21 protein-coding genes are annotated in these 22926 nt (G+C 64.9%); 8 read left to right on the top strand and 13 right to left on the bottom strand.

All coding sequences use genetic code 11. From position 1 onward, the window contains the following. Positions 1-11: 11 nt before the first annotated feature. The 5 genes from DOM56_RS04280 to hexR all read right to left on the bottom strand — a co-directional run bounded on the left by DOM56_RS04280 (position 12) and on the right by hexR (position 5368). Positions 12-701, bottom strand: coding sequence for a beta-ketoacyl synthase chain length factor (locus DOM56_RS04280; RefSeq protein WP_110707675.1), 690 nt, complete (start codon positions 699-701; stop codon positions 12-14). A 636-nt stretch (positions 702-1337) separates the two neighbouring features. Beyond that, complete coding sequence (locus DOM56_RS04270; protein WP_110707673.1) at positions 1338-2834, bottom strand: ABC transporter permease; 1497 nt, start codon at positions 2832-2834, stop codon at positions 1338-1340. After that, positions 2831-3529, bottom strand: coding sequence for an ATP-binding cassette domain-containing protein (locus DOM56_RS04265; RefSeq protein WP_110707672.1), 699 nt, complete (start codon positions 3527-3529; stop codon positions 2831-2833). The genes DOM56_RS04270 and DOM56_RS04265 overlap by 4 nt, the downstream gene beginning before the upstream one ends. Before the next feature lie 5 nt (positions 3530-3534). Further along, entirely contained in the window at positions 3535-4389 is an 855-nt protein-coding gene (locus DOM56_RS04260) for a putative selenate ABC transporter substrate-binding protein (protein WP_110707671.1), read from the bottom strand. A 118-nt stretch (positions 4390-4507) separates the two neighbouring features. Further along, entirely contained in the window at positions 4508-5368 is an 861-nt protein-coding gene (hexR, locus tag DOM56_RS04255) for a transcriptional regulator HexR (protein ID WP_110707670.1), read from the bottom strand. A 234-nt stretch (positions 5369-5602) separates the two neighbouring features. Between hexR and zwf the strand changes: the two genes are divergently transcribed. From zwf to DOM56_RS04235, 4 genes are all read left to right on the top strand, one after another. Continuing rightward, on the top strand, positions 5603-7087 hold the full coding sequence (zwf, locus tag DOM56_RS04250) for a glucose-6-phosphate dehydrogenase (protein WP_110707669.1): 1485 nt from the start codon (positions 5603-5605) through the stop codon (positions 7085-7087). Continuing rightward, positions 7074-7748, top strand: a complete 675-nt coding sequence (pgl, locus tag DOM56_RS04245; RefSeq protein ID WP_110707668.1) for a 6-phosphogluconolactonase — start codon at positions 7074-7076, stop codon at positions 7746-7748. The genes zwf and pgl overlap by 14 nt, the downstream gene beginning before the upstream one ends. Positions 7749-7803: 55 nt before the next feature. Beyond that, positions 7804-8466, top strand: coding sequence for a bifunctional 4-hydroxy-2-oxoglutarate aldolase/2-dehydro-3-deoxy-phosphogluconate aldolase (locus DOM56_RS04240; RefSeq protein WP_110707667.1), 663 nt, complete (start codon positions 7804-7806; stop codon positions 8464-8466). A gap of 161 nt (positions 8467-8627) precedes the next feature. Beyond that, positions 8628-9389: a 3-hydroxybutyrate dehydrogenase gene (locus DOM56_RS04235; protein WP_110707666.1), complete on the top strand. Its 762-nt coding sequence runs from the start codon at positions 8628-8630 to the stop codon at positions 9387-9389. A 62-nt stretch (positions 9390-9451) separates the two neighbouring features. On the opposite strand, the gene DOM56_RS04230 is transcribed toward DOM56_RS04235, so the two are convergent. Genes DOM56_RS04230 through DOM56_RS04220 form a run of 3 tightly spaced genes read right to left on the bottom strand, consistent with a single transcriptional unit; the run spans position 9452 to position 12039 of the window. Next, the gene (locus DOM56_RS04230; protein ID WP_110707745.1) at positions 9452-10627 is read right to left on the bottom strand and encodes an acetyl-CoA C-acetyltransferase; all 1176 of its coding nucleotides are present in this window, start codon (positions 10625-10627) and stop codon (positions 9452-9454) included. Between the two features lie 16 nt (positions 10628-10643). After that, positions 10644-11291, bottom strand: a complete 648-nt coding sequence (locus DOM56_RS04225) for a CoA transferase subunit B (protein WP_110707665.1) — start codon at positions 11289-11291, stop codon at positions 10644-10646. A gap of 1 nt (position 11292) precedes the next feature. Then, positions 11293-12039 (bottom strand): CoA transferase subunit A, encoded by a 747-nt coding sequence (locus tag DOM56_RS04220; protein WP_110707664.1) that lies wholly within the window; start codon positions 12037-12039, stop codon positions 11293-11295. A 110-nt stretch (positions 12040-12149) separates the two neighbouring features. Here DOM56_RS04220 and DOM56_RS04215 point away from each other — a divergent pair, with 110 nt between their 5' ends. Then, a complete protein-coding gene (locus tag DOM56_RS04215; RefSeq protein ID WP_110707663.1) occupies positions 12150-13046 on the top strand; it encodes a LysR family transcriptional regulator in 897 nt (298 codons plus the stop codon). On the opposite strand, the gene DOM56_RS04210 is transcribed toward DOM56_RS04215, so the two are convergent. From DOM56_RS04210 to edd, 5 genes are all read right to left on the bottom strand, one after another. Continuing rightward, a complete protein-coding gene (locus DOM56_RS04210; protein WP_110707662.1) occupies positions 13020-13988 on the bottom strand; it encodes a carbohydrate kinase in 969 nt (322 codons plus the stop codon). The genes DOM56_RS04215 and DOM56_RS04210 overlap by 27 nt on opposite strands. A 63-nt stretch (positions 13989-14051) precedes the next feature. Then, the gene (locus DOM56_RS04205) at positions 14052-14927 is read right to left on the bottom strand and encodes an aldo/keto reductase (RefSeq protein WP_232822171.1); all 876 of its coding nucleotides are present in this window, start codon (positions 14925-14927) and stop codon (positions 14052-14054) included. After that, positions 14924-15832 (bottom strand): D-hexose-6-phosphate mutarotase, encoded by a 909-nt coding sequence (locus tag DOM56_RS04200; protein WP_110707661.1) that lies wholly within the window; start codon positions 15830-15832, stop codon positions 14924-14926. Before DOM56_RS04200 ends, DOM56_RS04205 begins: the two co-directional genes overlap by 4 nt. Beyond that, the gene (gene glk, locus DOM56_RS04195; protein WP_110707660.1) at positions 15829-16788 is read right to left on the bottom strand and encodes a glucokinase; all 960 of its coding nucleotides are present in this window, start codon (positions 16786-16788) and stop codon (positions 15829-15831) included. Before glk ends, DOM56_RS04200 begins: the two co-directional genes overlap by 4 nt. Then, the gene (edd, locus tag DOM56_RS04190) at positions 16785-18635 is read right to left on the bottom strand and encodes a phosphogluconate dehydratase (protein ID WP_110707659.1); all 1851 of its coding nucleotides are present in this window, start codon (positions 18633-18635) and stop codon (positions 16785-16787) included. The genes glk and edd overlap by 4 nt, the downstream gene beginning before the upstream one ends. Positions 18636-18915: 280 nt before the next feature. Here edd and gap point away from each other — a divergent pair, with 280 nt between their 5' ends. From gap to DOM56_RS04170, 3 genes are all read left to right on the top strand, one after another. Beyond that, positions 18916-19917 (top strand): type I glyceraldehyde-3-phosphate dehydrogenase, encoded by a 1002-nt coding sequence (gene gap, locus DOM56_RS04185; protein WP_110707658.1) that lies wholly within the window; start codon positions 18916-18918, stop codon positions 19915-19917. 731 nt (positions 19918-20648) lie between these two features. Next, entirely contained in the window at positions 20649-21953 is a 1305-nt protein-coding gene (locus DOM56_RS04175; RefSeq protein ID WP_198655677.1) for a sensor domain-containing diguanylate cyclase, read from the top strand. Positions 21954-22005: 52 nt separating this feature from the next. Then, positions 22006-22809, top strand: a complete 804-nt coding sequence (locus tag DOM56_RS04170; RefSeq protein ID WP_110707655.1) for a dienelactone hydrolase family protein — start codon at positions 22006-22008, stop codon at positions 22807-22809. Positions 22810-22926: the final 117 nt, after the last annotated feature.

Here is a 22926-nt window from a genome sequence, read left to right as displayed (position 1 = left end):
CGGGGGGCGGATCATGACCGAACCGGCTCGAGTTGCCAACCGCGTCGGCTGATGGGGCAAGCGACTCGTTGGCGACTCCCCATCAGCCAGTCGATGATGTCCAGGGGCTGCAAGGTCGAGTCGCCCGTCGGGGTCATCGTCTCGACCAGGCGTTGGGCGCCTCCAGTCGGCTGGCTGTCGACCCGAAGGGCGACGGCAGCGGAGAGCGCCGTGGGGGTGTACGCGGCGAATCGCTGGGGAACGGGCTGGTCACTGAAGACGAGCAGCAGGCTCGATTGGTCGTCGGCTAGGTAGCCGCGGGCTTCCGCGATCAGCGCTGCCCACTCGCTGCCGCTGGCGGCTATCGCCTGCTGGCTGCACCGGTTGCCACTGGCGATGGAGTAGACGCCGGCCGTGGCGTTGTGAACCGACAGGCCAAAGCGTGCCGGCGAGAGAGGTTCGCCTTCATTGAGGCCGTACAGCATTTCCAGCGTGCGCTCGCCATCGCCATGGCGCGAGGCGTGCAGCACGACGCGGTTCGTTTCGGGATCCAGCGTGGCGAGCATGTCGCAGACAGCTCGCCCGATCAGGTTGAGGCGACGACGTAGCATCGAGGGAACGGCCTTGCCGACGGGTTTGTCTTGGGTGTCGAGTCGAGACTCCCCTGCGGCTTCGCGGTGAGGCGTCCAGGCTCGCCAATCCTGTAGGTAAAGATCCGTCATGACGTTCTTTTAACGGTCCGTATCGTAACAATTCTACGCATCATAACGGAAAACCGAGCCAGCGCAGTGCAAGCTTTGTGGATTCCAAAGGGGGTGCCGTCTCGGTGGGAGCGTCTAAGCGCCGAACCGAAGTCCGGCGCACCCTCGGGAGGACGATCCCTCAGGCTCGACAAGCCTACCGCCGTGCCCCGACGAAAGACTTGATGCAGGTTAAGTCTCGGCGTGTGCGAGAAGTAAAAAGCGCGCGGAATCCGGTATATCCGATCAAGCAGGAAGACGGTAGTCGTTTACTGAAGCTTTACAGCGAAATCGAGAAGGCCTGCTTCTGCCGCGCCCACGTCAGAGTTGATGAACCCGTGTCGAGGGATAAGCGGGATTCCCAGCAGGAGGCGAGAAGTGCCGAGGCGGAGGGAGTGACCGTGGCCGATCTGCACACGGCGCGCTACCGCATGGTGTTTCACGACGTGGGCGCGGTTCTCTGGATCCTGCGGAAGTGCGTCCGGTGGGTGCCGGATCTCTCCGTGAGCCGGTACAGGCCACTCTTGCGCCGACTGGAATCGGATATGCGCCAAGGCAGACCTTCGTGGCGCACTTCAAGCGCCACCTGATCGAAGCGCGTCGTCGAGCCGGGAGAGACTACCGGCTACACGGATCGTCCAGCGGCACCTCGCGAGGCCGGAAGCGGCGGGAGATGGCGTCGATGGCGATGTTGAGCACGGCGGTGACCAGCAGCAGGAAAAAGGCCTGATCGAACATCAGGTACTGAAAGGCGGAGTCGATGTAGAAACCCAGGGTCGCGACACCCAGCATGCCGAGCAGGGCGGTCTCCCGCATGATGACCTCCGCGCGGTAGCAGACCAGTGCCAGCAAATTGGGGTAGAGACGGGGCAGCAGTTCGTAGGCGTAACGCCCGGATGCCGGCAGGTTGGGCATGCCCAGGGTCAGACCGTCGGCGTGACGCGCGACCAGGAACGCGATCAGGGCACCGTTGTGCAGGGCGAGTGCCAGCCATGCCGGCAGCATCGATGGTCCCAGCATCAACAGGAGGATAAAGGCCAGCATCAGTTCCGGCGTCGAACGCATGACGACCAGCAGCATCCGACCGCCGAATCCCAGCCAGGGGCGACCGAAGTGGCGACTAGCCAGCGGCCACAGCACCAGCGCCAGTAGCAGGCTGCCGACAGTGCCCATGAGCGCCAGCAGCAGCGTGTTGCCGATCGCTGGCAGCAGTTCCGGTAGTCCAGCCAGCCAGGCGCCCAGCCCGGGCAGGTCTCCCTCAAGCAACGGTGACGGCCATAGGTCGTGGCTGACGAAACGCCACAGCAGCTCGCCATCGACATCCGGCCACGGGCCGAGGAAGAACAAGGCGCCGGCCAGTAGCGGCGCCAGCAGGCGGCGATGTCCCCACCAGTGCAAGGTGGCGACGAGCGCATAGAAGATCCAGAGCAGCGCGCCGGCTTCGCCGAACCGTCCCTCGCGAAAGGCGCTCTCCAGGTAGAACCCGAGCGTCGGCAGGCCGACGAAACCGAGCAGCACGCTGGCACGCATGGCGCACTCGAAGCGGTAGCGGGTGTAGCTGGCGAGTCGCTCCCAGACCAGAGGCAGTTCGGCGTAGAGGAAGCGTGACAACCGGTCGACCCCGCTGGGCAGGGCGTCACCCGGCGCCCTGGGCGTGAGTTCCAGAATCTCCGCGTAGACCTTGGCGAAGATACCGGCATAAGGAATGGCCAGCGCGGCCAGGGCGGTGACCGCAGACAGGCCGAAGACCTGCAGGAACAGCAGTGCCCAGAACAGCTCGTGAATGGCGCGAACGAACGCGCAGAAACTCCGCACCAGTCTCGAGCGATGAAACAGCAGCGCCAGCGGAAAGCCGAGTATCGCGCCGATGAACGTGCCCCACAGCGCGACACTCACGGTCAGGGCGATGGCGTGCAGCGGACTCTCCAGCGCCGTGAAGTCGGGCCAGGCGAAACCCACGGCCATCCGCCACAGCTCGCCCCACGGATCGACCGCAATGATTCGCAGATCGGCGAGGGGCAGCAGTAGTAGACACAGGAGTATCAGCGCCAGCGAACGGCGCGCCAGCGTCAGGCCGGGACTGCGTCCCCGCAGCAGGCCGGGGGCTGGACTCATGTCGATGCGGCGACTCCAGCCTCGAAGTGCGATGGCCCGGCATCCGGGTAGAGGGCGTCGAGGCTCGCCAGTGTCAGCTCGCGGGTGGGGGCGTCCAGCACCACCTGACCGTCTCGCAGCCCAATCACGCGATCGAAGTGGTCGAGCGCCAGCCGGTGCTGATGCAGCGCGATGATGCAGGTTGCATGGCGCGCCTGGATGCACTCCAGCAGCCGCCGCGCCTGGTGGGGATCGACGCTGGCCAGCGGCTCGTCGCCGAGAAAGACGCTGCGCTGCTGGTACAAGGCCCTGGCGATCGCCACCCGCTGGCGCTGGCCGCCGGAAAGCTGCTCCACCGGACGACGAAGCAGGCCCTCCAGGCCCAGTTCACCAACCAGGTGCTCGATCTCCTTCCAGGCGTCGCGCCGGGGCTTCAGAAGATTGATCAGGTTGGTCAGCGCCCGGTGTCGCTCCAGGCGCCCCATATAGACGTTGTGATAGACCGAAAGCAGCGGCACCAGGCCGTGACCCTGCGGGCACCAGGCGGCAGCGTGGTCCAGCCGGCGCCGGATCTCGGCCAGCAGCGTGGACTTGCCGGCACCGCTCTGGCCCAGCAGGGCCACGCGCTCGCCGGCTTCGAAGGTCAACGACAGGTCGGGTAGCACGACTTGCGTCCCGTGCCCCAGGTCGACCCTGTCCAGCGCCAGTAACGACATCGTTGTCAGCGCAGCAGGCCGATGGATTTCCCTACCGCCTCGATCGGGGCGTAGTCGTCGTTGCTGGCCGGGATGAAGCCCGAGCGCGGGAAGCTCTCCAGCAGGGCGGGGTCGGTCATGTCGAGCAGTGCCTGCTGCACCTTCTGGGTGAATCCCTCGCCGTATCGCTCGTCGGCATCGCCACGCAGGGTCCACTGGTAGTCCGGATAGGTCGGTGATTCCCAGATCACTTCGACCTTGTCGGTGTCGACGCGGCCATCCTCGACGGCGGCTTCCCACACGGTGAAGTTCACCGCGCCGATGTCGTAGGTGCCGGACTCGACCAGCGCGATGGTACGGGTGTGGTCGCCGGAGAAACCGACGCGGGAGAAGAGCTGGTCGGGGGCTTCATCGAAGCGCTGGCGGATGAAGTGCTCCGGCATCAAGCGGCCCGATGTCGATGTCTTGGCGCCGAAGGTGAACGAGTGTCCGGCGACCGAGTCGGGAAGCTCGTCCTGATTCGGCTCGATACCGGTTGCGGTATTGGCGATGAAATAGCTGCGGAACTCCGCATCCTCCGCCCCCTGGGCGATGGCTTTCGAGCCTGGTACCAGTTGCCGGGCCTGCACGCCCGACAGTCCCCCGAACCACGCCAGCTGGACCTGGTCGTTGCGGAAGGCGGTGACCGCGGCGCCGTAGGAGGTGACGGGGACGTACTCGACATCGACCCCGAGCTTGTCCGAGAGATAGTCGGCGACCTTGGAGAAGCGCTCGACCAGGCGCGACTGGTCCTCGTCCGGAATGGCGGTGAAGCGGAAGGTATCGGCGGCATTGGCGGCCGAGCAGACCATCGTCAGTACCAGGGCGAACATCCAGCGCATGAGCAGCGACCTCGGGTGAGTGAGAAGACACTCATGATAACCGCAATGTGGCACCGGGATTAAACCGGCGTGGTCGTAGGAAATGACCGATCTGCCGAGGTCACAACAGCGGCTGGCGTCATCCCTCCTTCGGCGGGAACTTGGTCGGACGCAGGCTTTCCTTGATGGTCCTGAGGTGTGGCAGGAAGGACTCGCCTCGGCGCAGCGTCACGCCCGTCGCCAGTACGTCGATCAGCGCCATGTGGATCATGCGCGAACTCATCGGCATGTAGACTTCGGTGTCCTCCGGCAGGTCGACCGGGAGGATGTCGGTGCAGACGCTGGCCAGCGGCGACCCGTCGCGAGTGATGCCGATCACCAGGGCACCGCTTTCGCGGGCGACCTGAGCCACCTCGACCAGGTCGCGGGTCCTGCCGGTGTAGGAGATGACGACGATGACGTCCCCGGTATGCGACGCCGCGGCGATCATCCGCTGCATCAGCACGTCGTTGTAGGCGCCGACCGGCAGATTGAAGCGGAAGAACTTGTTCTGGGCGTCGAAGGCCGCCGGCGCCGATGCGCCCAGTGCGAAGAAATGGATCTGACGCGCCTGGGAGAGATGGTCGACGACGCGCTCGATGCGCTTGGGGTCGACGCCGCGACGGATCTCGTCCAGCGCCGCGATGGTCGCACCGATGATCTTGTCGGTATAGGCGGCGGCGTCGTCGTCACTTTCGACGCTGCGGCTGACGTAGGGGGTGCCGCCTGCCAGGCTTTGCGCCAACTGGATCTTGAAGTCCGGGTAGCCCTTGGTCTCGAAATTGCGACAGAAGCGGTTGACCGTGGGTTCGCTCACCGTGGCAGCCTGTGCCAGAGTGGCTATGCTCATGCCAATCGCCGCATTGGGGTCCTGGAGGATGACGTCGGCAACCTTGCGTTCCGAGCGATTCAGGTCGTCGACCCGCGAACGAATGCGGGCGATGAGATCGTGCATTGCCATGGTTGCGGGGCATCTCCTAACGGCGGAATGATGATTGATTCGTCATACAGGCCCTGCATCCTAGCCTCTGGCGACACCAGCGCCAAGCGGCGAGCGTCGAGGCCGCAGGCGCTCACTTGAGGCTAGGCACGATATAATGGTCTGGTGAGGTAATTTAGTTACGAAGTTGCATGTCAAAAGCCATTCGCATGGCGTATTTTATTCGTAAATTAACGACTCTGGTGGAGGGAGGCAATGACTCGAGAGGCAACGCCCAACGTGGATTTGGCTCTGTTCGGTGCGCTCGGCGACCTGGCGCTGCGCAAGCTTTACCCGGCGCTCTATCACCTGGATCGCGATGGCCTGCTGGGGGCCGACACCCGGATTCTGGGGTTGGCACGCCGTGAGCACGACGCCGACAGTTTCCGCAGCGTGGTGCTGGGAATGCTCAAGAAGCGGGTCAAGGCCAAGGAGCTCGAGCAGACCTGCCTGGACCGGTTCCTGGCTCGGCTCGACTACACCCAGCTCGATTTCGACACCGTCGACGGCTACGAGAAGATTCGGGACTGGCACGCCGAGAGCCCGGACTCCCAGTGCCCGCTGACCATCTATCTGGCGGTCCCCGCCAGCATCTACGGGGCGATCTGTGCCAATCTCCAGGAGAGCGGCAGCCTCGACGGTGAGTCACGGGTCGTGGTCGAGAAGCCGATCGGCTACGATCTCGACTCCTCCCACGAGATCAACGATGCCATCGGCGCAGTCTTCCCCGAGTCGCGCATCTACCGCATGGACCACTACCTGGGCAAGGAGACGGTCCAGAACCTGATCGCACTGCGTTTCGCCAACCCGATGTTCGGCAACCAGTGGAACCAGAGCCAGATCTCCCATGTCGAGATCACCGTGGCCGAACAGGTCGGTATCGAGGGTCGCTGGGGCTATTTCGACAAGGCTGGCCAACTGCGCGACATGGTCCAGAACCATCTCCTGCAATTGCTGACCATGCTCGCCATGGACCCCCCGGCCAATCTCGATGCGGATGCCATCCGTGACGAGAAGGTCAAGGTACTCAAGGCGCTCAAGCCGCTGGAGGGAGAGGATCTCAACCGGCACGTGGTCCGTGGGCAGTATGTCGCCGGTACCATGGAAGGCGAGAGCGTCCCTGGGTATCTCGAGGAGGAGGACGCCAACACCTCCAGCACCACGGAAACCTTCGTCGCCATGCGCCTGGAGGTCGCCAACTGGCGCTGGGCCGGCGTGCCGTTCTATCTGCGAACCGGCAAGCGCATGCCGGAAAAGCTGTCGCAGATCGTCATCCACTTCCGCCAGCAGCCGCACTACATCTTCGATCCGGATCAGCGCAACCTCGCCGCCAACAAGCTAGTGATCCGTCTCCAGCCGGAAGAAGGCATCGCGCTGCAGGTGTTGACCAAGGATGGCGGTCTCGACAAGGGCATGCGGCTGCGTCCCGGCCCGCTGCACCTGGACTTCAACCACGCCTTTCCCAAGGAGCGGATTCCGGATGCCTACGAGCGTCTGCTGCTCGAGGTGATGAAAGGGCAGCAGTACCTGTTCGTCCGTCGCGACGAGGTCGAGTACGCCTGGAAGTGGGTCGATCAGTTGATCGCCGGCTGGGAGAAGCGGGATATTCCGCCGCGTCGCTATCCGGCCGGATCCTGGGGGCCTGTGGCTTCCATCGCGATGATCACGCAGGATGGTCGTTCCTGGTATGAAGATTACTGAGAACGCCCGCGAGCAGATCGGCGCGCAGCTGGCCGCCGCCGCCGCCCAGGCATTGACCGAGGACCTGGCCAGCCAGCCTCGCGCGCTGCTGGTGGTCTCCGGCGGTTCGACCCCGCTGCCGTTCCTTCGACGGCTGGCCGAACAGCCGGTGGCGTGGTCGCGGGTCGATGTCACCCTCGCCGACGAGCGCTGGGTGCCCGACGATCACGCCGACAGCAACGCGCGGCTGGTCCGGGAGACCCTGCTGACCGGGCGGGCCGCGGCGGCGACCTTTCACTCGCTGACCACCACCGATCCCACGCCGGAGCAGGGCGCGGCGACGGTCGCCGCCCGTCTGGCGACGCTACCGTGGCCGGCCAGTCTGGTCGTGCTCGGGATGGGCAACGATGGTCATACCGCCTCGCTGTTTCCGGACAGCGGCGAGCTCTCGCTGGCATTGAGCACGGACGACAGCGTCGTGGCGGTGCGGGCGCCCAGCGTCCCGCAGCCGCGCATCACCCTGAGCGCGGCCCGGCTTCACGATGCACGCCGCCACGCGCTGCATCTGGTCGGCGACGCCAAGAAAGCGGTGCTGGCCCAGGCGCTCAGTGGAGACGATGTCCGCGAACTGCCGATCCGTGCCTTCCTGACCTGCCCCCTTACCCTCTACTGGGCGCCCTGACGCGCCACTCCCGCCTGCTTGAGGGCCGGGTACTCATCAAAGGAGCCATTCCAATATGCGATCCGAATCACAGCTGCCGATTTCCCAGACCGATCGCCTCGATGCGATCTGCCGTTCCACGGCGATCATACCGGTGCTGGTCATCGAGCGTCTCGAACACGCCGTACCGCTGGCGCAGGCGCTGGTCGACGGCGGGCTCGACGTGCTCGAGATCACCTTGCGCACCGACTGTGCGGTCGACGCCATCAAGCGCATTCAGCAGCAGTTGCCCGACGTGACAGTGGGGGCCGGTACGGTACTGAGCATCGATCAATATCGCATCTGCGAGGAGCTCGGTGTCGATTTCGTCGTCACGCCCGGCACGACGCCAGCCCTGTTCGAGCACGGCACTGCCAGTAGCGTACCGCTGTTGCCCGGTGTGGCCACGGTTTCCGAGGTCGTCACGGGTTGGGAGTACGGCTATCGCCGCTTCAAGTTCTTCCCGGCGGAAGCCAACGGTGGCGCCAAGGCGCTCAAATCCTTTGGCGGCCCGTTGCCCGAGGCGCTGTTCTGTCCGACCGGCGGGGTGACGGTGGACAACGCCGGCGACTATCTCGCGCTGCCCAACGTGATGTGCATCGGCGGTTCCTGGATGGCGCCGAAATCGCTCGTCGATCAGGAGGACTGGGCTGGCATCACGCGCCTGACCCGGGAAGCGACGCAGCGCTATCGGCGCTGAGGCACGAGACGGGGCGAAAATCGTCGGTTCGGCCGCGCCTCGACAGCCAGTTGACCTCGTGCCGCTCGAGTGGCTAGCGGCTTTTGAGGAATACCCCGCGTCCCCTGACTGTTCCACACTGTGCCGTCAGGGGATCCCGCGTCCAAGACTGGAGAGAAGGCATGAGTGAACGTCCTCGAGTGGCGGTGGTGACCGGCACGAGCAGTGGTATCGGCCGTGCGGTAGTGGAGAATCTTGCGAACCAGGGCATTCGCGTGGTGGCCGTCGACGCCAATCCGGCAGGCAAGGCCGTGGCGGAAGCCGTGGGCGCCACCTTCCTCGAAGCGGATCTCACCGAGGGTGAGCAGTACGCCCGGGTGATCGATACGACGGTGGAACGTTTCGGCAGCGTCGATATCCTGGTCAACAACGCCGGCATCCAACATGTCGCCGATATCGAGCATTTTCCGCCGGACAAGTGGCGCAAGATCATCGACCTGATGTTGACCGCGCCATTTCTGCTGACTCAGGCCGCATGGCCGCATATGCGCGAAAAGGCGTGGGGGCGGATCATCAATATCGCCTCCATCCATGCCAACGTGGCATCCCCGGGGAAATCGGCCTACGTCAGCGCCAAGCATGGCCTCATCGGCCTGACACGAACTGCCGCGCTGGAAGGTGGCGAGCACGGCATCACCGCCAATGCGATCTGCCCGGCCTACGTGCGCACGCCGCTGGTGGAGCGCCAGATCGCAGACCAGGCGACGCTGAATGGGATGGACGAATCGGAAGTGATCGAGAAGATCATGCTGAGCGGGGCCGCCATCAAGCGACTCATCGAGCCGGAGGAGGTCGCTGGCGTCGTGGCCTACCTCGCCTCGGACCAGGCCTCTGCCGTCACCGGCGCGGACTGGGCCATCGACCTGGGGTGGACGGCGCGCTGAAAGAAAGTCGCCGCAAGCGGCCAGGCGCCCCATGGGCACCCGGCCGCGCGTCGGATGGGCGTTCAGTTCCGTTCGATGGCCGTGGCCACCCCCTGGCCGCCACCAATGCAGAGCGTCGCCAAGCCGCGCTTGGCATCGCGGCGCTGCATCTCGTGCAGTAGCGTCACCAGGATTCGAGCGCCGGAAGCGCCGATGGGATGGCCCAGTGCGATGGCGCCACCATTGACGTTGACCTTGTCCTGGCTCCACCCCAGATCCTTGGCCACGGCCAGCGTCTGGGCGGCGAACGCCTCGTTGGCCTCGATCAGGTCCAGATCGTCGATCGTCCAGCCGGCTCGCCGCAGGCAGCGTCGAGTCGCCGGGACCGGGCCGATACCCATGGTCGCCGGGTCGACGGCGGCGTTGGCGTAGGCGCGAATGGTGGCAAGAACCGGAAGCCCGAGCTTGGCGGCACGCTCGGCACTCATGATCAGCAGAGCAGCGGCGCCATCGTTGAGCGACGACGCATTGCCGGCAGTGACGCTGCCGCTCTTGGAGAAGGCTGGCTTGAGCTTGCCCAGCGACTCGACGGTGACACCGTCTCGCGGCTGCTCGTCGCGTTCGATTACGATGGGATCGCCGCGCCGCTGAGGCACGCTGACCGGGGTGATCTCCGCATCGAAGCGGCCGGATTCCCGCGCCGCCGAGGCACGCCGCTGGGATTCCGCTGCGTAGGCGTCCTGATCGTGGCGGGAGATGTCCCACTGCTCGGCCACGTTCTCAGCGGTGATGCCCATGTGATAGTCGTTGAAGGCGTCCCACAGGCCGTCATGAATCATGCTGTCGAGCAGCTCGGCGTGGCCCATGCGCAGTCCGGTACGTGCCTTGGGCAGCACGTAGGGCGCCAGGCTCATGCTCTCCATGCCGCCGGCCACAATGGTTTCTGCATCGCCGCAGCGGATCGCCTGGACGGCCAGATGCACGGCCTTGAGGCCTGAGCCGCAAACCTTGTCGACCGTCATCGCCGGCACGTTGTCCGGCAGGCCGGCTTCGATGGACGCCTGGCGCGCGGTGTTCTGGCCCAGACCCGCGCGCAGCACATGACCCATGATCACTTCATCGACGCCTGCCAGGTCGATACCCTCGAGGACGCGACGGATGGCGGTCGCGCCCAGGGTCACCGCGGGGACGCTGGCAAGCCCCCCCTGAAAGGTGCCGATCGGCGTGCGCGTGGCCGCGACGATGACCACGTCGCGCAGGGCGGTTGCGTTGACATCAGGCATGGGTGGCCTCCCGCTGGTCGATCAGCTCGCAGCCGGTGGCTTCGCGAATCTCCTCGAGCGTGACATCGGGCGCCAGCTCGACCAGTGCCAGCCCCTCGTCGGTGACGTCCATCACGCCGAGATCGGTGATAATGCGATCGACCACCCCGACCCCGGTCAGTGGCAGATTGCACGCCTTCAGGATCTTGTGCTCGCCCTTGGCGGTATGGCTCATCAATACCACCACGCGCTGCACGCCGGCGACCAGATCCATGGCGCCACCCATGCCCTTGACCATCTTGCCGGGAATCATCCAGTTGGCGAGGTCTCCCTGCTCGGAGACCTGCATGGCACCCAGAATCGCCAGGTTGATCTTGCCACCGCGGATCATCGCGAACGACTCGGCGTTGTCGAAGTAGCTCGAGCCGGGCAGGGCGGTGACCGTCTGCTTGCCGGCGTTGATCAGGTCGGGGTCAAGGGTTTCCTCGGTGGGGAAGGGGCCGATGCCGAGCAGACCGTTCTCCGACTGCAGCCAGACTTCCATGCCGTCGGGGATGTAGTTCGCCACCAGTGTCGGCTGGCCGATGCCCAGGTTGACGTAGAAGCCGTCCCGAAGCTCGCCGGCGGCGCGTTGCGCCATCTGTTCCTTGTTCCAGGGCATCTCAGTTTCCCTCCCTGAGCGTGCGTTTCTCGATGCGTTTTTCCGGTGTCGGGTTATGCACGATGCGGTGCACGAAAATGCCCGGCAGGTGGATATCGTCAGGGGCGAGGGCGCCGGTCTCGACGATCTCCTCCACCTCGGCGACACAGATCCTGCCGGCCATGGCGGCCAACGGATTGAAGTTGCGCGCGGTCTTGTTGAAGCGCAGGTTGCCAGCCTTGTCGGCGACCTGGGCCTTGACCAGCGCCACGTCGACCGGCAAGCCGCGCTCCATGACGTAGTGCTCGCCGTCGAACTCGCGAACTTCCTTGCCTTCGGCGATCTTGGTGCCGTAGCCGGTCTTGGTGAAGAAGGCAGCGATGCCGGCGCCACCTGCGCGCAGCCGCTCGGCCAGGGTGCCCTGGGGGCAGAACTCCAGTTCGAGTTCGCCGGAGAGATACTGGCGTTCGAACTCCTTGTTCTCGCCCACGTAGGAGGAGAGCATCTTGCTGATCTGACGCGACTCGAGCAGCAACCCGAGGCCGAAGCCGTCGACGCCGGCGTTGTTGCTGGCCACCGTCAGGTTCTTCTTGCCGGTGTCGCGCAGGGCCGCGATCAGCGATTCGGGGATGCCGCACAGGCCGAAGCCTCCGACGGCCAGGGTCATGCCATCCTCGATCAGGCCGTCGAGGGCGGCCTGGGCGCTGTCGAAGCATTTTCCGCCGCGCGTCCCGGCGGGGCGCGTCTGGGTACTGGCGTGCTGGGTCATGGCGAGCCTCGGTTGTTATGTCCTGGATAGACTATGACCGCTCGCCGCGCTGTTATTAAATTTATTTTCGCCGATAATTGTCGAGTTTTTCTCATCAATGAGGCGTTTTGATGACCATCAAACAACTCCGTGCCTTTCTTGCCGTGGCGCAGACACTGAGTTTCGCGCAGGCCTGCGAGCGTCTGCACGTGACTCAGTCGGCGCTGAGTCTGGCGGTGAAGTCGCTGGAGTCGCAGCTCGGCGGGGCGCTGTTCTCGCGCACCACTCGCCAGGTGCGGCTCACCCCCGAGGGCGAGGCGCTGCTGCCGTTGGCGCGCCGGCTGCTGGCCGAGTGGGATGACGCCGAGGATGCCATGAGGCGGCGTTTTCATCTGCAGCAGGGGCATCTGGAGATTGCCGCCATGCCATCGTTTGCCTCCAACTGCCTGCCACCCTTGATCGCAGATTTTCGCCAGCGCTACCCGCGCATCAGCGTCACCATTCACGATGTGATCAACGAGCAGGTGGTGGAGATGGTGCTGGCCCAGCGCGTGGAGTTCGGGATCGCCTTCGAGCCGCCACGACAGCCGGCACTGTCATTCACCCCGCTCCATCACGATCGCTTCGTGGCGGCGGTGCCGCCGACATCGCCGCTCGCCGGGCAGGCGTCGACGACCTGGGCGGCGCTGCTGGCCTACCCGTTCATCACCCTCCAGCGGCCATCCCAGGTGCGGGTGATGCTGGAGCGGCAGCTATCGCGGCACGGCATGACACTGCCGGTGGAGTTGGAGAGCCATCAATTGGCCACGGTGGGCCAACTGGTCGGCAAGGGCTTGGGTGTGAGCGCGGTGCCGGCGCTGTGTCGCGTCCAGATGGAGGCGCTGGGCGTGCACTGTCTGGCGCTTTCCGGGCCGGTGGTCGAGCGGCCGGTCGGCGTCGTCACCCGCGCCGACCAGCAGCTCTCCTCAACCGCGAGTGCCTTTCACGCCCTGATGGAGGATTCAGCTCGGGAGATCGTGGAGGTCTGAGGCGCTCGGCAGCGAGACGAACGCGCCGGGTCGCGTCGCCGCGAAGGCGCCGCAGCGACAGGCAAAGGTCAGGGCGTCGTTCAGCTTGGCGTCGTCGGCCAGCCAGTCGCCGAGGGTCTCGCAAGCCACCCCGGCTCGGGACAGGGACGCCAGCAGCCCACCGATGAAGGCGTCGCCGGCGGCGGTGGTGTCGACCGCCTGGACGCTGGGAGGCACCGCCTGAAGCTGACGGTCCGCCAGATGGGCGGTCACCGGCCCCGGGCCGTCGGTGATCACGATCAGTCGGGCACCCTTGGCCAGTCTGGCACTGATCCACTCCTCGGCACTGCGATCGCCGCGAAGCGCATCCAGCTCTTCGGTGGAGAGTTTGATCAGATGGGCCCGTTCGAGCAACTGCTCGACCAGAGCGATATCGACATTGCCCTGGGGCCACAGCATCGCGCGCAGATTGACATCGACGCTGATCAGGCAGCCGCCACGGCGGGCGATGCTGGCGAGGTCGAGGGTGGTGCGGGCGATGGCGGCATCGGTCAGGCTGTTGCTGCACAGGTGGACCAGGGCAGGTTCGGTGAAGATGCCCGGCGGCAGGTGTTCCCGGCGATAAAGCAGGTCCGCGGCGGGAGGGCGGTAGAAATCGAACTGGCGCTCTCCCTGGCGATCGCGGGAGACGAAAGCCAAGGCGGTGCGGGCTTCACGGGTTCGGACCACATGCTGGGTGTCGACCCCGTAGCGGGTCAGTTCGTCGACCAGGAAGTCGCCGAAACGGTCGTCACCGATCATGCCCAGGAAGAGGCTGGGAATGCCCTGGCGGGCACAGGCCACGGCGGCATTGGCCGGCGCACCGCCGGCATAGGGCGTGAAGGTCTCGGGGCCGCTGTCGTCGCCGAGACGGCTGGACAACATGTCGACGAGGGCTTCGCCGAACGCGATGATGGGGGTCATGGGTTACCGACTCTCTTGTCTAACGGGAATCTAGGATGCGGGCGTTGCACACATCGAACGTCATCACGGCACTCGGTGACTGCGTGCTTCCTCGAGCAGCGCGAACCATGTCGGGCGATCGAGTTCGAGATTACCGCTCAGCAGCAAATTGTCGATACGCCTTTCATTCAACGTTCCGGTCACCGGCACCGGTTTGCCGGGCAGCCGCCGCAGCCAGGCGAGCGCCAGTCCCGCCGTGGTCGAATTGAGCTGCTCCGCGAGGCGCGAGAGCGCGGTACCGAGAACGTCCTCGAAGACCGAGCCGCCGCCCAGCGGTGACCAGGCCATGGGCGCCAGCCCGTCGGCCAGAATGGCGTCGTAGAAGCCGTCGAACAGGGCATCCGGATGCGCCAGCGAAAGCTCGAGCTGGTGAGCACCGAGCCGGTTGTGCATGGCGGCCTGCAGGCGACGCCACTGCTCTGGCAGGAAGTTGGAGACACCCACGGCACCGACCTTGCCGGCCGCGATGGCGTCGTCCAGGGCTCGGGCCGTGGCCTCGGTGTCCATCAGCGGATCCGGCCGGTGGAGCAGGAAGTGATCGAGCCGCTCGACACCGAGGCGCGAGAGTGAGCCATCGATGACCTGGGTGAGATGGCGTTCGGAGGTATCGTAATGCTTGACGCCGAACGGCGAGGTATCGCGATGCGGCAGGATGATATTGCCCTTGGTCACCACCCGAACCCGGGATTTCAACGAGGGCCGCCGGGCCAGCGCCTCGCCGAAGCGCTGCTCGCCTAGGTGGTTGCCATAGCTGTCGGCATGATCGAACCAATGCAGGCCCTGGTCCACCCGGGCTTCCAGCCAGTCCGCGAACTTCTCGACATCGTCGAATTCGGGTCGTTCGTGGAGACGCATCATGCCCAGGATGAAGGGCGAGTCGAAAACCAGATCGTCACTCACGCCGGGGTCGCCTCCCGCGCGATCGTGGTGGAGAGCAGATGCTGACCGTCCGGCACCAGCCAGACCGGGTCGACCCGCGTACAGGCGGCCTCGACGCACAGAAACCGCATTCCGGCTGTGGCCGGGGTGTCGCCGGGCAGGTCGTCGCCGGGATGCCAGACCACGGTGGAATCGCTGCCCTGCTTGGTGATCGCGAGCCGGCGCTGCCCGTCATCGAGGATCACCGGACGGTTCGATTGATAGATGCGGTCGAGCGAACCGCGAATACCGAGTTCGCCCTGCTGGTGGTGCTCGGCGAAGTGTTCGAGCTTGTCCAGATAGCGTGCGCCGGCCAGTCCTTCGACACGGCACCGGTGGGTGTCGGCGACGGCGAAGTACGTATGCAGCGCGCCCGTCAGCTTGACCGGGGTGGTGCCGGTGTGGCGCGTCATCAGCTCGACGCTCAGGCGCTGGTCGTTGGCATGCACCACGGCACTGGGAACGAGCTGGTCGTGCAGTCGCTCCTCGGGGGAGAGATGGATCTCGACGCCGCTACCGGAGACGCTGTCGTCGACGGCATCGACCCGCCACGCCGCCGTGCGGGCAGGGCCATGCATGGGCCCCTTGCCATCGGGCGACTCGTCGGCGAACCACGGCCAGCACAGCGGAATCCCGCCGCGGATGGCGCCGGGCATTGGTTGCGGCGTCGGCGTGACCCACAGCCAGCCATCGTCCGTGCCGGGTGCCGGTGGGGCGCCTGCGGCTTCAGGGCCGAAAGGTAGAAAGTGGAGCACCTGGGCGCCCTGCAGCGAGATCGCCAGTTCGCCCCAGTCGGCATTGATCAGCAACAGGCGCCGGCCTTGCCACTCGGCTTCCCGCTGACCGTCGGTCGCGTCGACCAATTGCCGCAGCGTATCGGGAATCATGTCACCTCCTCGTTGTGCAGGGCTTCCGCCGCCCCCAGCAGCCCGGTCCAGGGCGCGGTCACTACCCAAGTGGGAATGCCGGCATTGTAGGCGCTCAGGCGGCCCTTGTCGGCAAAGGCGCGGCGGAAGTCGCTGCGCGGCAGCCATTCGACGAGGCGCGGCGTGATGCCGCCGCAGAGGTAAACACCGCCCAATGCACCGAGGGTGAGGGCGGCATCGCCGGCGCAGGCGCCGAGGATCTTGATGAAGCGCAGCAGCGCCTCGCGGGCGACGCGGTCGCCGGCCCGCGCCGCGCCGGTCACTTCCGCCGGGGTATTGTAGCTGGCGGTGACGTTGAGCAGGGCAGCGTGGGCCAGATAGAGATCGAGCAGGCCTTGGCCGCAAAGCAGGCGTTCGATCGAGACGCGTCCGTAGCGGGCGCGGAAGTAGTCGAGCAACTGCCGCTCACGCTGATCGGTGGGGGCGAAGGTGGCGTGGCCGCCCTCCGTGGTGAGCGGAATCCAGTGGCGCTGGCTGGGGATCAGCCCGGCCACACCGAGTCCGGTTCCGGGACCGATGACCAGGCGGGGGCGGCGGGCCTCGGCCTCGCCGTCACCGATCTTGACCAGATCCTTGGCGTCGATGTGGGGAATGCCCAGTGCCTGGGCGGTGAAATCATTGATGACCTTGAAGTTCGACAACCCCAGTTCGTGAGCGACCGCCTTCTTGGAGAAGGCCCAGTCGTTGTTGGTCATCTTGACCCAGTCCTCGTGGACCGGGCAGGCGAAGGCCAGGCACGCCTCGCGGGGCGCTTCGGCACCGACCTGCTCGAGATAGGCCCGTATGGCTTCGACCAGTCCGGCGTAGCGTGCGCAGGGCAGCGTCTCGATCGATTGAAGCTCGACGCTGCCGGGCATGACCAGCGCAAAGCGCGCGTTGGTCCCGCCAATGTCGCCGATCAGGGCGGGTGTCGTCATGTGTGCCCTCCGGGCAAGTCGGCGGCGTCGAAGCCGCCAAAGGTTGCCGCGCCTTCCTCGGCACCGCCGACCAACTGGCGGAAACCGGCGAACAGTTCGCGGCCCATTCCCTGATGATAGTGGTCCAGGTCGCAGGACGCCGGTTCGCGTTGCGCCCAGGTTTCGGCATCGACCAGCGCTTCCAGCACGCCATTGTCGGGGTCGAGCCGCACCCGGTCGCCGTCGCGCAGATAGGCGATGGGGCCGGCGTCGACCGCCTCCGGGGTGATATGGATCGCCGCAGGTACCTTACCAGAGGCACCTGACATTCGCCCATCGGTGACCAGCGCGACCTTGTGCCCTCGATCCTGGAGCACGCCCAGAAAAGGGGTCAACTGATGCAGTTCCGGCATACCGTTGGCGCGGGGGCCCTGAAAACGCACCACGACGATGACGTCGCGATCCAGCTCGCCGCTTTCGAACGCCGCCTTGACCTGGCTCTGGTCGTCGAAGAGTCGTACCGGCGCCTCGACCCGGCGAAACTCGGGCTTGACCGCGGAAACCTTGATCACGCCGCGCCCCAGATTGCCGTCGAGCACGGCCAGCCCGCCGGTGGCGGAGAACGGGCGCGTTATCGGCCGCAGCACCTCTTCGTCGAGGCTCTGCTGCGTGCCTTCGCGCCAGACCAGCCGGTCCCCTTCCAGGAACGGCTCCTGGGTGTAGGCGGTCATGTCGGTGCCGAAGGCGGTGCGCACGTCGGCATGCATCAGCCCCGCCGAGAGCAGCTGTCTTACCAGGAAGCTGACGCCGCCAGCGGCGTGGAAGTGGTTCACGTCGGCCTGGCCGTTGGGGTAGATCCGGGTCAGCCCGGGTACGACCGTCGATAGCTCGGCAAAGTCGTCCCAGGTGATGGTCAGGCCCACGGAGGCGGCCATGGCCACCAGGTGCAGGGTATGGTTGGTCGATCCGCCCGAGGTGAGAAGTCCGACCATGGCGTTGACGATGGCATGGGCGTCGATCTGCTTGTAGAACGGGTGGTAGTCGCCGCCCTGGTCACTATTGCGGATCACCTGCTCGGTGCTGAAACGAGTGATGGCGTCGCGCAGTGGTGTGCCGGGGTTGACGAACGAGGTGCCCGGCATGTGCAGCCCCATCATCTCGAGCATGAGCTGGTTGGAGTTGGCGGTGCCGTAGAAGGTGCAGGTGCCGGCGCTATGGTAGGAGTCGGACTCCGCCTCCAGCAGCGCGTCGCGGCCCACCTTGCCCTCGGCGTAGAGCTGGCGGATGCGTGACTTCTCCGCATTGGGCAGCCCGCTCGGCATCGGGCCGGCCGGCACGAACACCGCGGGCAGATGACCAAAGCGCGCGGCACCGATGAACAGCCCCGGCACGATCTTGTCACACACACCGAGATAGAGTGCGCCATCGAACATGTTGTGCGACATCGCCACCGCCGTCGACATGGCGATCACATCGCGGGAGAACAGCGACAGCTCCATGCCGGGCTGACCCTGGGTGACGCCGTCGCACATGGCCGGCACGCCACCGGCGAACTGCGCTGTGCTGCCCATGCCGCGGGCGGCGTCCTTGATCAGTTCGGGAAAGTGCTCGAGCGGCTGGTGAGCGGACAGCATGTCGTTGTAGGAAGAGACGATGCCGATATTGGCGCTGTTCATCAGCTTCAGGCTGTTCTTGTCGCCAGCGTTACAGGCGGCGAAGCCGTGAGCCAGGTTGCCGCAGGAGAGTTCCGCGCGGTGGACGCCACGGCGATGCTGTTGCTGCATCCGCTCTTCATAGAGACGGCGGCGGTCGGCGGAGCGCTCTTCAATGCGCCTCGTTACACGGTCCAGGGTAGGGTCGAGCGTCATGGGATGCCTCATCGAGCTGTCAGGTTTATTTGGTAAACTTACCAAAAAATACCCCGTATGTTCGCGAATGCGCCTTTGGTATTAGCCTTTTGGGGTAATATTTTTTCATGCGACGATGTTCTAGACTACGTACTAGGCTATTCACAACTGCGCGGCGATCTAATCCTTTCGTTCGACTGATGCCGCGCCCGGGTAGTGCGCAGGCGCGTCACCTGGCCGACTCAACGTTTCGATTACGCCAGCTTCAGCGTTTCAGTCACGCCATCAAGAGGAGAGCACCATGACATTGCGTGTCGCCATCAACGGATTTGGCCGCATTGGCCGTAACGTACTCCGAGCCATGTACGAGAACGGTTATCGGGATCGGATCGAAGTCGTCGCCATCAACGATCTCGGCGATCCGGCGCTCAACGCTCATCTGCTACGCCATGACAGTGTTCACGGCCGCTTCGGGTTCGATGTCTCCCACGACAGCGATACCCTCAGCGTAGACGGGGATAGCATTCGCATCCTTTCCGAGCGCGATCCGTCCCAGCTTCCGTGGAAGTCGTTGAACGTCGACCTGGTGATGGAGTGCACCGGGCTGTTCACCAGTCGCGACGCCGCTGCCAAGCACATCGAGGCGGGCGCGGGGCGGGTGCTGATTTCCGCGCCCAGCGGCGATGCCGATGCGACGATCGTGTTCGGCGTCAACGAGGGGACGCTGAAGGCCGAGCATCGGGTGGTCTCCAACGCTTCGTGCACCACCAACTGCCTGGCGCCGGTGGCACAGGCGCTACAGGATACCGTCGGTATCGAGAATGGCCTGATGACCACGGTCCACGCCTATACCAATGACCAGAATCTTTCCGACGTCTATCACAAGGATCCGTACCGCGCTCGTAGCGCCACGCAGTCGATGATCCCGACCAAGACGGGAGCGGCGGCCGCCGTCGGGCTGGTCCTGCCGGAATTGAACGGCAAGCTCGACGGCCTCGCGGTGCGTGTGCCGGTAATCAACGTGTCGCTGGTCGACCTGACTTTCACCGCCGGACGTGACACCACCAAGGAAGAGATCAACGAGATCGTTGCCAAGGCGGCGGCCAGCTCGCCGGTACTGGCGGTCAACTCGCAGCCGCTGGTCTCCATCGACTTCAACCACGATCCCAACTCGTCCACTTTCGATGCCAATCACACGCGCGTGAATGGTCGTCTGGTCAAGGTCATGGCCTGGTATGACAACGAGTGGGGTTTCTCCAATCGCATGTTGGATACGGCGCTGGCGATGCAGGCGGCAAGCTGACACATGTGGCGGGTGTAGTGGGGAGGTCGGGTTCCCGGGCGATCGAACCCGTGTAGTTCCGGGAATGTAGTAGCTCGGCCTTGGCCACGATGACGACGAGGGGCGGCAGAATTCTGCCGCCCCTCGTCTTTTGGCATGGCATATCTTTCGGCACCGGCGGGCTCGGCCGGTCGCTTATGGACGAAGTGCTATCTATTTCGTACTCAAGTCGTTCGATTCAGCGTCGATAGAAGGCTGTATGCTGCGCATCATGTTGATGATCTTGGACTTACTCGCCCTTCGCTTCTAGTGTGAGTCTGAAGATATCCACCTTTTCACCCAGCACCGAGGTTGGCGGCGTCATGCAGGACACCATCATCAACGCACATCGCCTGATTGGCGAAACGATACAAGAGCCCGGAGAGCCGCGCCGCGGAAGAATCGTTGGCGTCGACCAGTCGCGCGCCGTGCCGGTGATTTTCGTGATCTGGCAGGAACAGTCAGGAATTCAACGTTTCGAATTGACCCGCGATGAGCTGAGCCAGCTTGCGAGTGCCTGCCTGCGTCGCCAATCGGGTCGGCCGAGCAAGACCGAGGCCGATCCCCGCGATGACAGGGGGTGGACATCCGATGAGAGCGCCACCTTCGACTCTCACGCTTCCTCTCGACGTCGCGTTGGTTCCCGCTAGCGCTATCGCGTATACCACCCAGCCGCACGGAAATGTCTCTGCGGCTCAATGAGGCCGGAGTGCATGGATCCAGTGGATGCCTTCGTGCATGACGATGGAAGTCCGGGCGCGGAAACGCAGAATTGGCTACAGATGTTGCCAGGCACGGTCTATGTCACTGACTCGGCCTGGTGGTTGGGTGAGGTACGCTTTGTCGGCGATTCCATCGCCACATTGAGTCATCGGCCGGTGGAATACCATCGTTCGCGGCCGGAACTGTGGCTGGCGCAAATTCCGGAGCCCGAGCGATTGGCGGTGCTGGAACAGCTTCAGCAGGCGCTGACATTGGGAAGTCCGGCAATACGCCTTTCCTACGTCATCGAGCGGTCGGATGGCTCTCGCTGCACGATCGACGACAGCATCAACATCCAGCGTGACGCGAGTGGCGTGGCCGTCACTCTTGTCGGCCTGCTGCAGCCACGAGTCGGTGCCGAAGCTGGGCACGATGGCTTATTGCTGCCGTCTCTCCTCGATCACTGCGGTGACGTGCTCATGGCGCTCGACGAGGACCTCGATTGCCACCATGCCGCTGGTGACACGCAAGGGGCGCTTGGCGTGGCCAGCGAGTCGTTGCTGTCGTCGTCGTTATTCGCGTTGATGGCGCCCGAGGATGGCTCTCGAATCCGCCGCTTGCTGGTCGAGATGGCCGCCAGCGCGAGTTCCTCGCTCGTGGAGTTGCGGCTGAGGCATAGGGATGGTGACTACCGCTGGTTCGAGATTCACTTTTCGCCTTACCCACTGCCGCTGAACCCGGCATCCGAGCCCTCGGCCATGCCGGGTTGGGTTGCCGTTGCCAGGAATATTACCCAGCGACGGCAACAGTCGTTGCAGTGGGATGCCTACACGGCGACCGACGAGCTCACCTCTGCGCTCAATCGGGAGCCGTTCATGGGGTTGTTGCGACACGCGCTCTCCAACGGGGAGGTCGGGGCCCGGTTCTCGCTGATCGTGTTCGATGTCGATCGCTTCGAGGATATCAATCAGGCGTGGGGGAGAGAGGGCGGGGATCTCGTCCTCAGTTGCATCGGCGAGATGTGTCGGGCGATGTTGAGAGAACGATTCAGCTTCGGCCGGCTCGGGGAGGACACCTTTGCGCTGTTGATGAGCGGCAAGTCCCTGCAGGAGACGGCCACCATCGCGGAGAGGTTGCGGGGCCGTTTCGCCTCGACCCGGGTGGAGTTCCATGGCCATTGGCTGTCGTTCTCGGTTAGTCTTGGTGTCGCCGAGCGACGCGATGGCGAGTCTGCGGAAATCATGTTGGCGCGCGCCGAAGCGGGCATGCGCGATGCCAAGGAGCGCGGCCGGGATCGCGTCCAGCAGGCGCCGTGAGAGGAGCCGGCCACGCCAGGCGCCAAGCCAGTCATAAGAAGGAGAGAAGAGGATGGGACGACTACTGCTGGCCTCGCTGCTCAGCCTGATGTGCGTGTCGGCCTGGGCCGATGAGGTCGAAGGCCCCCATGTCCAGGGAGAGACCTTCGAGTACACCACGGGCGGGCAGACGTACCAAGGCTACCTCGCCTATAACGCCAGCGACGACGAACCTCGCCCCGGTGTCCTGCTGGTCCACGAATGGTGGGGGCTGAACGACTACATCAAGCACAAGGCCGACCAACTGGCGGCGCTCGGATTCGTCGCGCTGGCCGTCGACATGTACGGCGACGGCAAGGTGGCCGAGCATCCTCAGGATGCCAAGGCATTCTCCAGTCAGGTGATGCAGGACTGGCCCTCCGCCAGGGCGCGTCTGGAAGCGGCAATGTCGGCGCTGCGTCAGCATCCGGCGGTGCGAGAGGATCGCATGGCAGCGATCGGCTACTGCTTCGGTGGCGGCGTGGTGATGAACATGGCGTTGGCCGGCATGCCGCTGGACGCGGCGATCAGCTTTCATGGCAGTCCGGCACAGGTCGTCACCAACCCGCAACCATTCGACGGGCTGGTACGCATCTACAACGGCCAGGACGACCCGCTGGTAGATCCGGAAGCGCTCGACAGCATGGCCGATGCGCTGAAGAAGGATGGAGCCGACGTCCGCGTGGTCCAGTATCCCGGCGCCAAGCATGCGTTCACCAATCCGGATGCCGACGAGCTGGCGAAGGAGTATGACCTGCCGTTGGGTTACAACGCGGCTGCGGATGCCGCCTCCTGGCAGGCTGCCCTGCTGACGCTGGACGAGGCATTGAACCAGTGATCGGGCTACGTCCTTAGCCCCGAGTCACCAATCCGAAGCCGAAGGAACTGTCAAAAGCCAGGAACACAGACCTTGCCCATGAGCGACGCGAGGGTCTGATCCTGGCTTCCAGCTTCC

It is taken from the genome of Salinicola sp. CR57, assembly GCF_003206585.1.
Taxonomy (GTDB): domain Bacteria; phylum Pseudomonadota; class Gammaproteobacteria; order Pseudomonadales; family Halomonadaceae; genus Salinicola; species Salinicola lusitanus.
The sequence above is the reverse complement of the archived record's forward strand: the minus strand, read 5'-3'. Positions and strand labels throughout refer to the sequence as shown.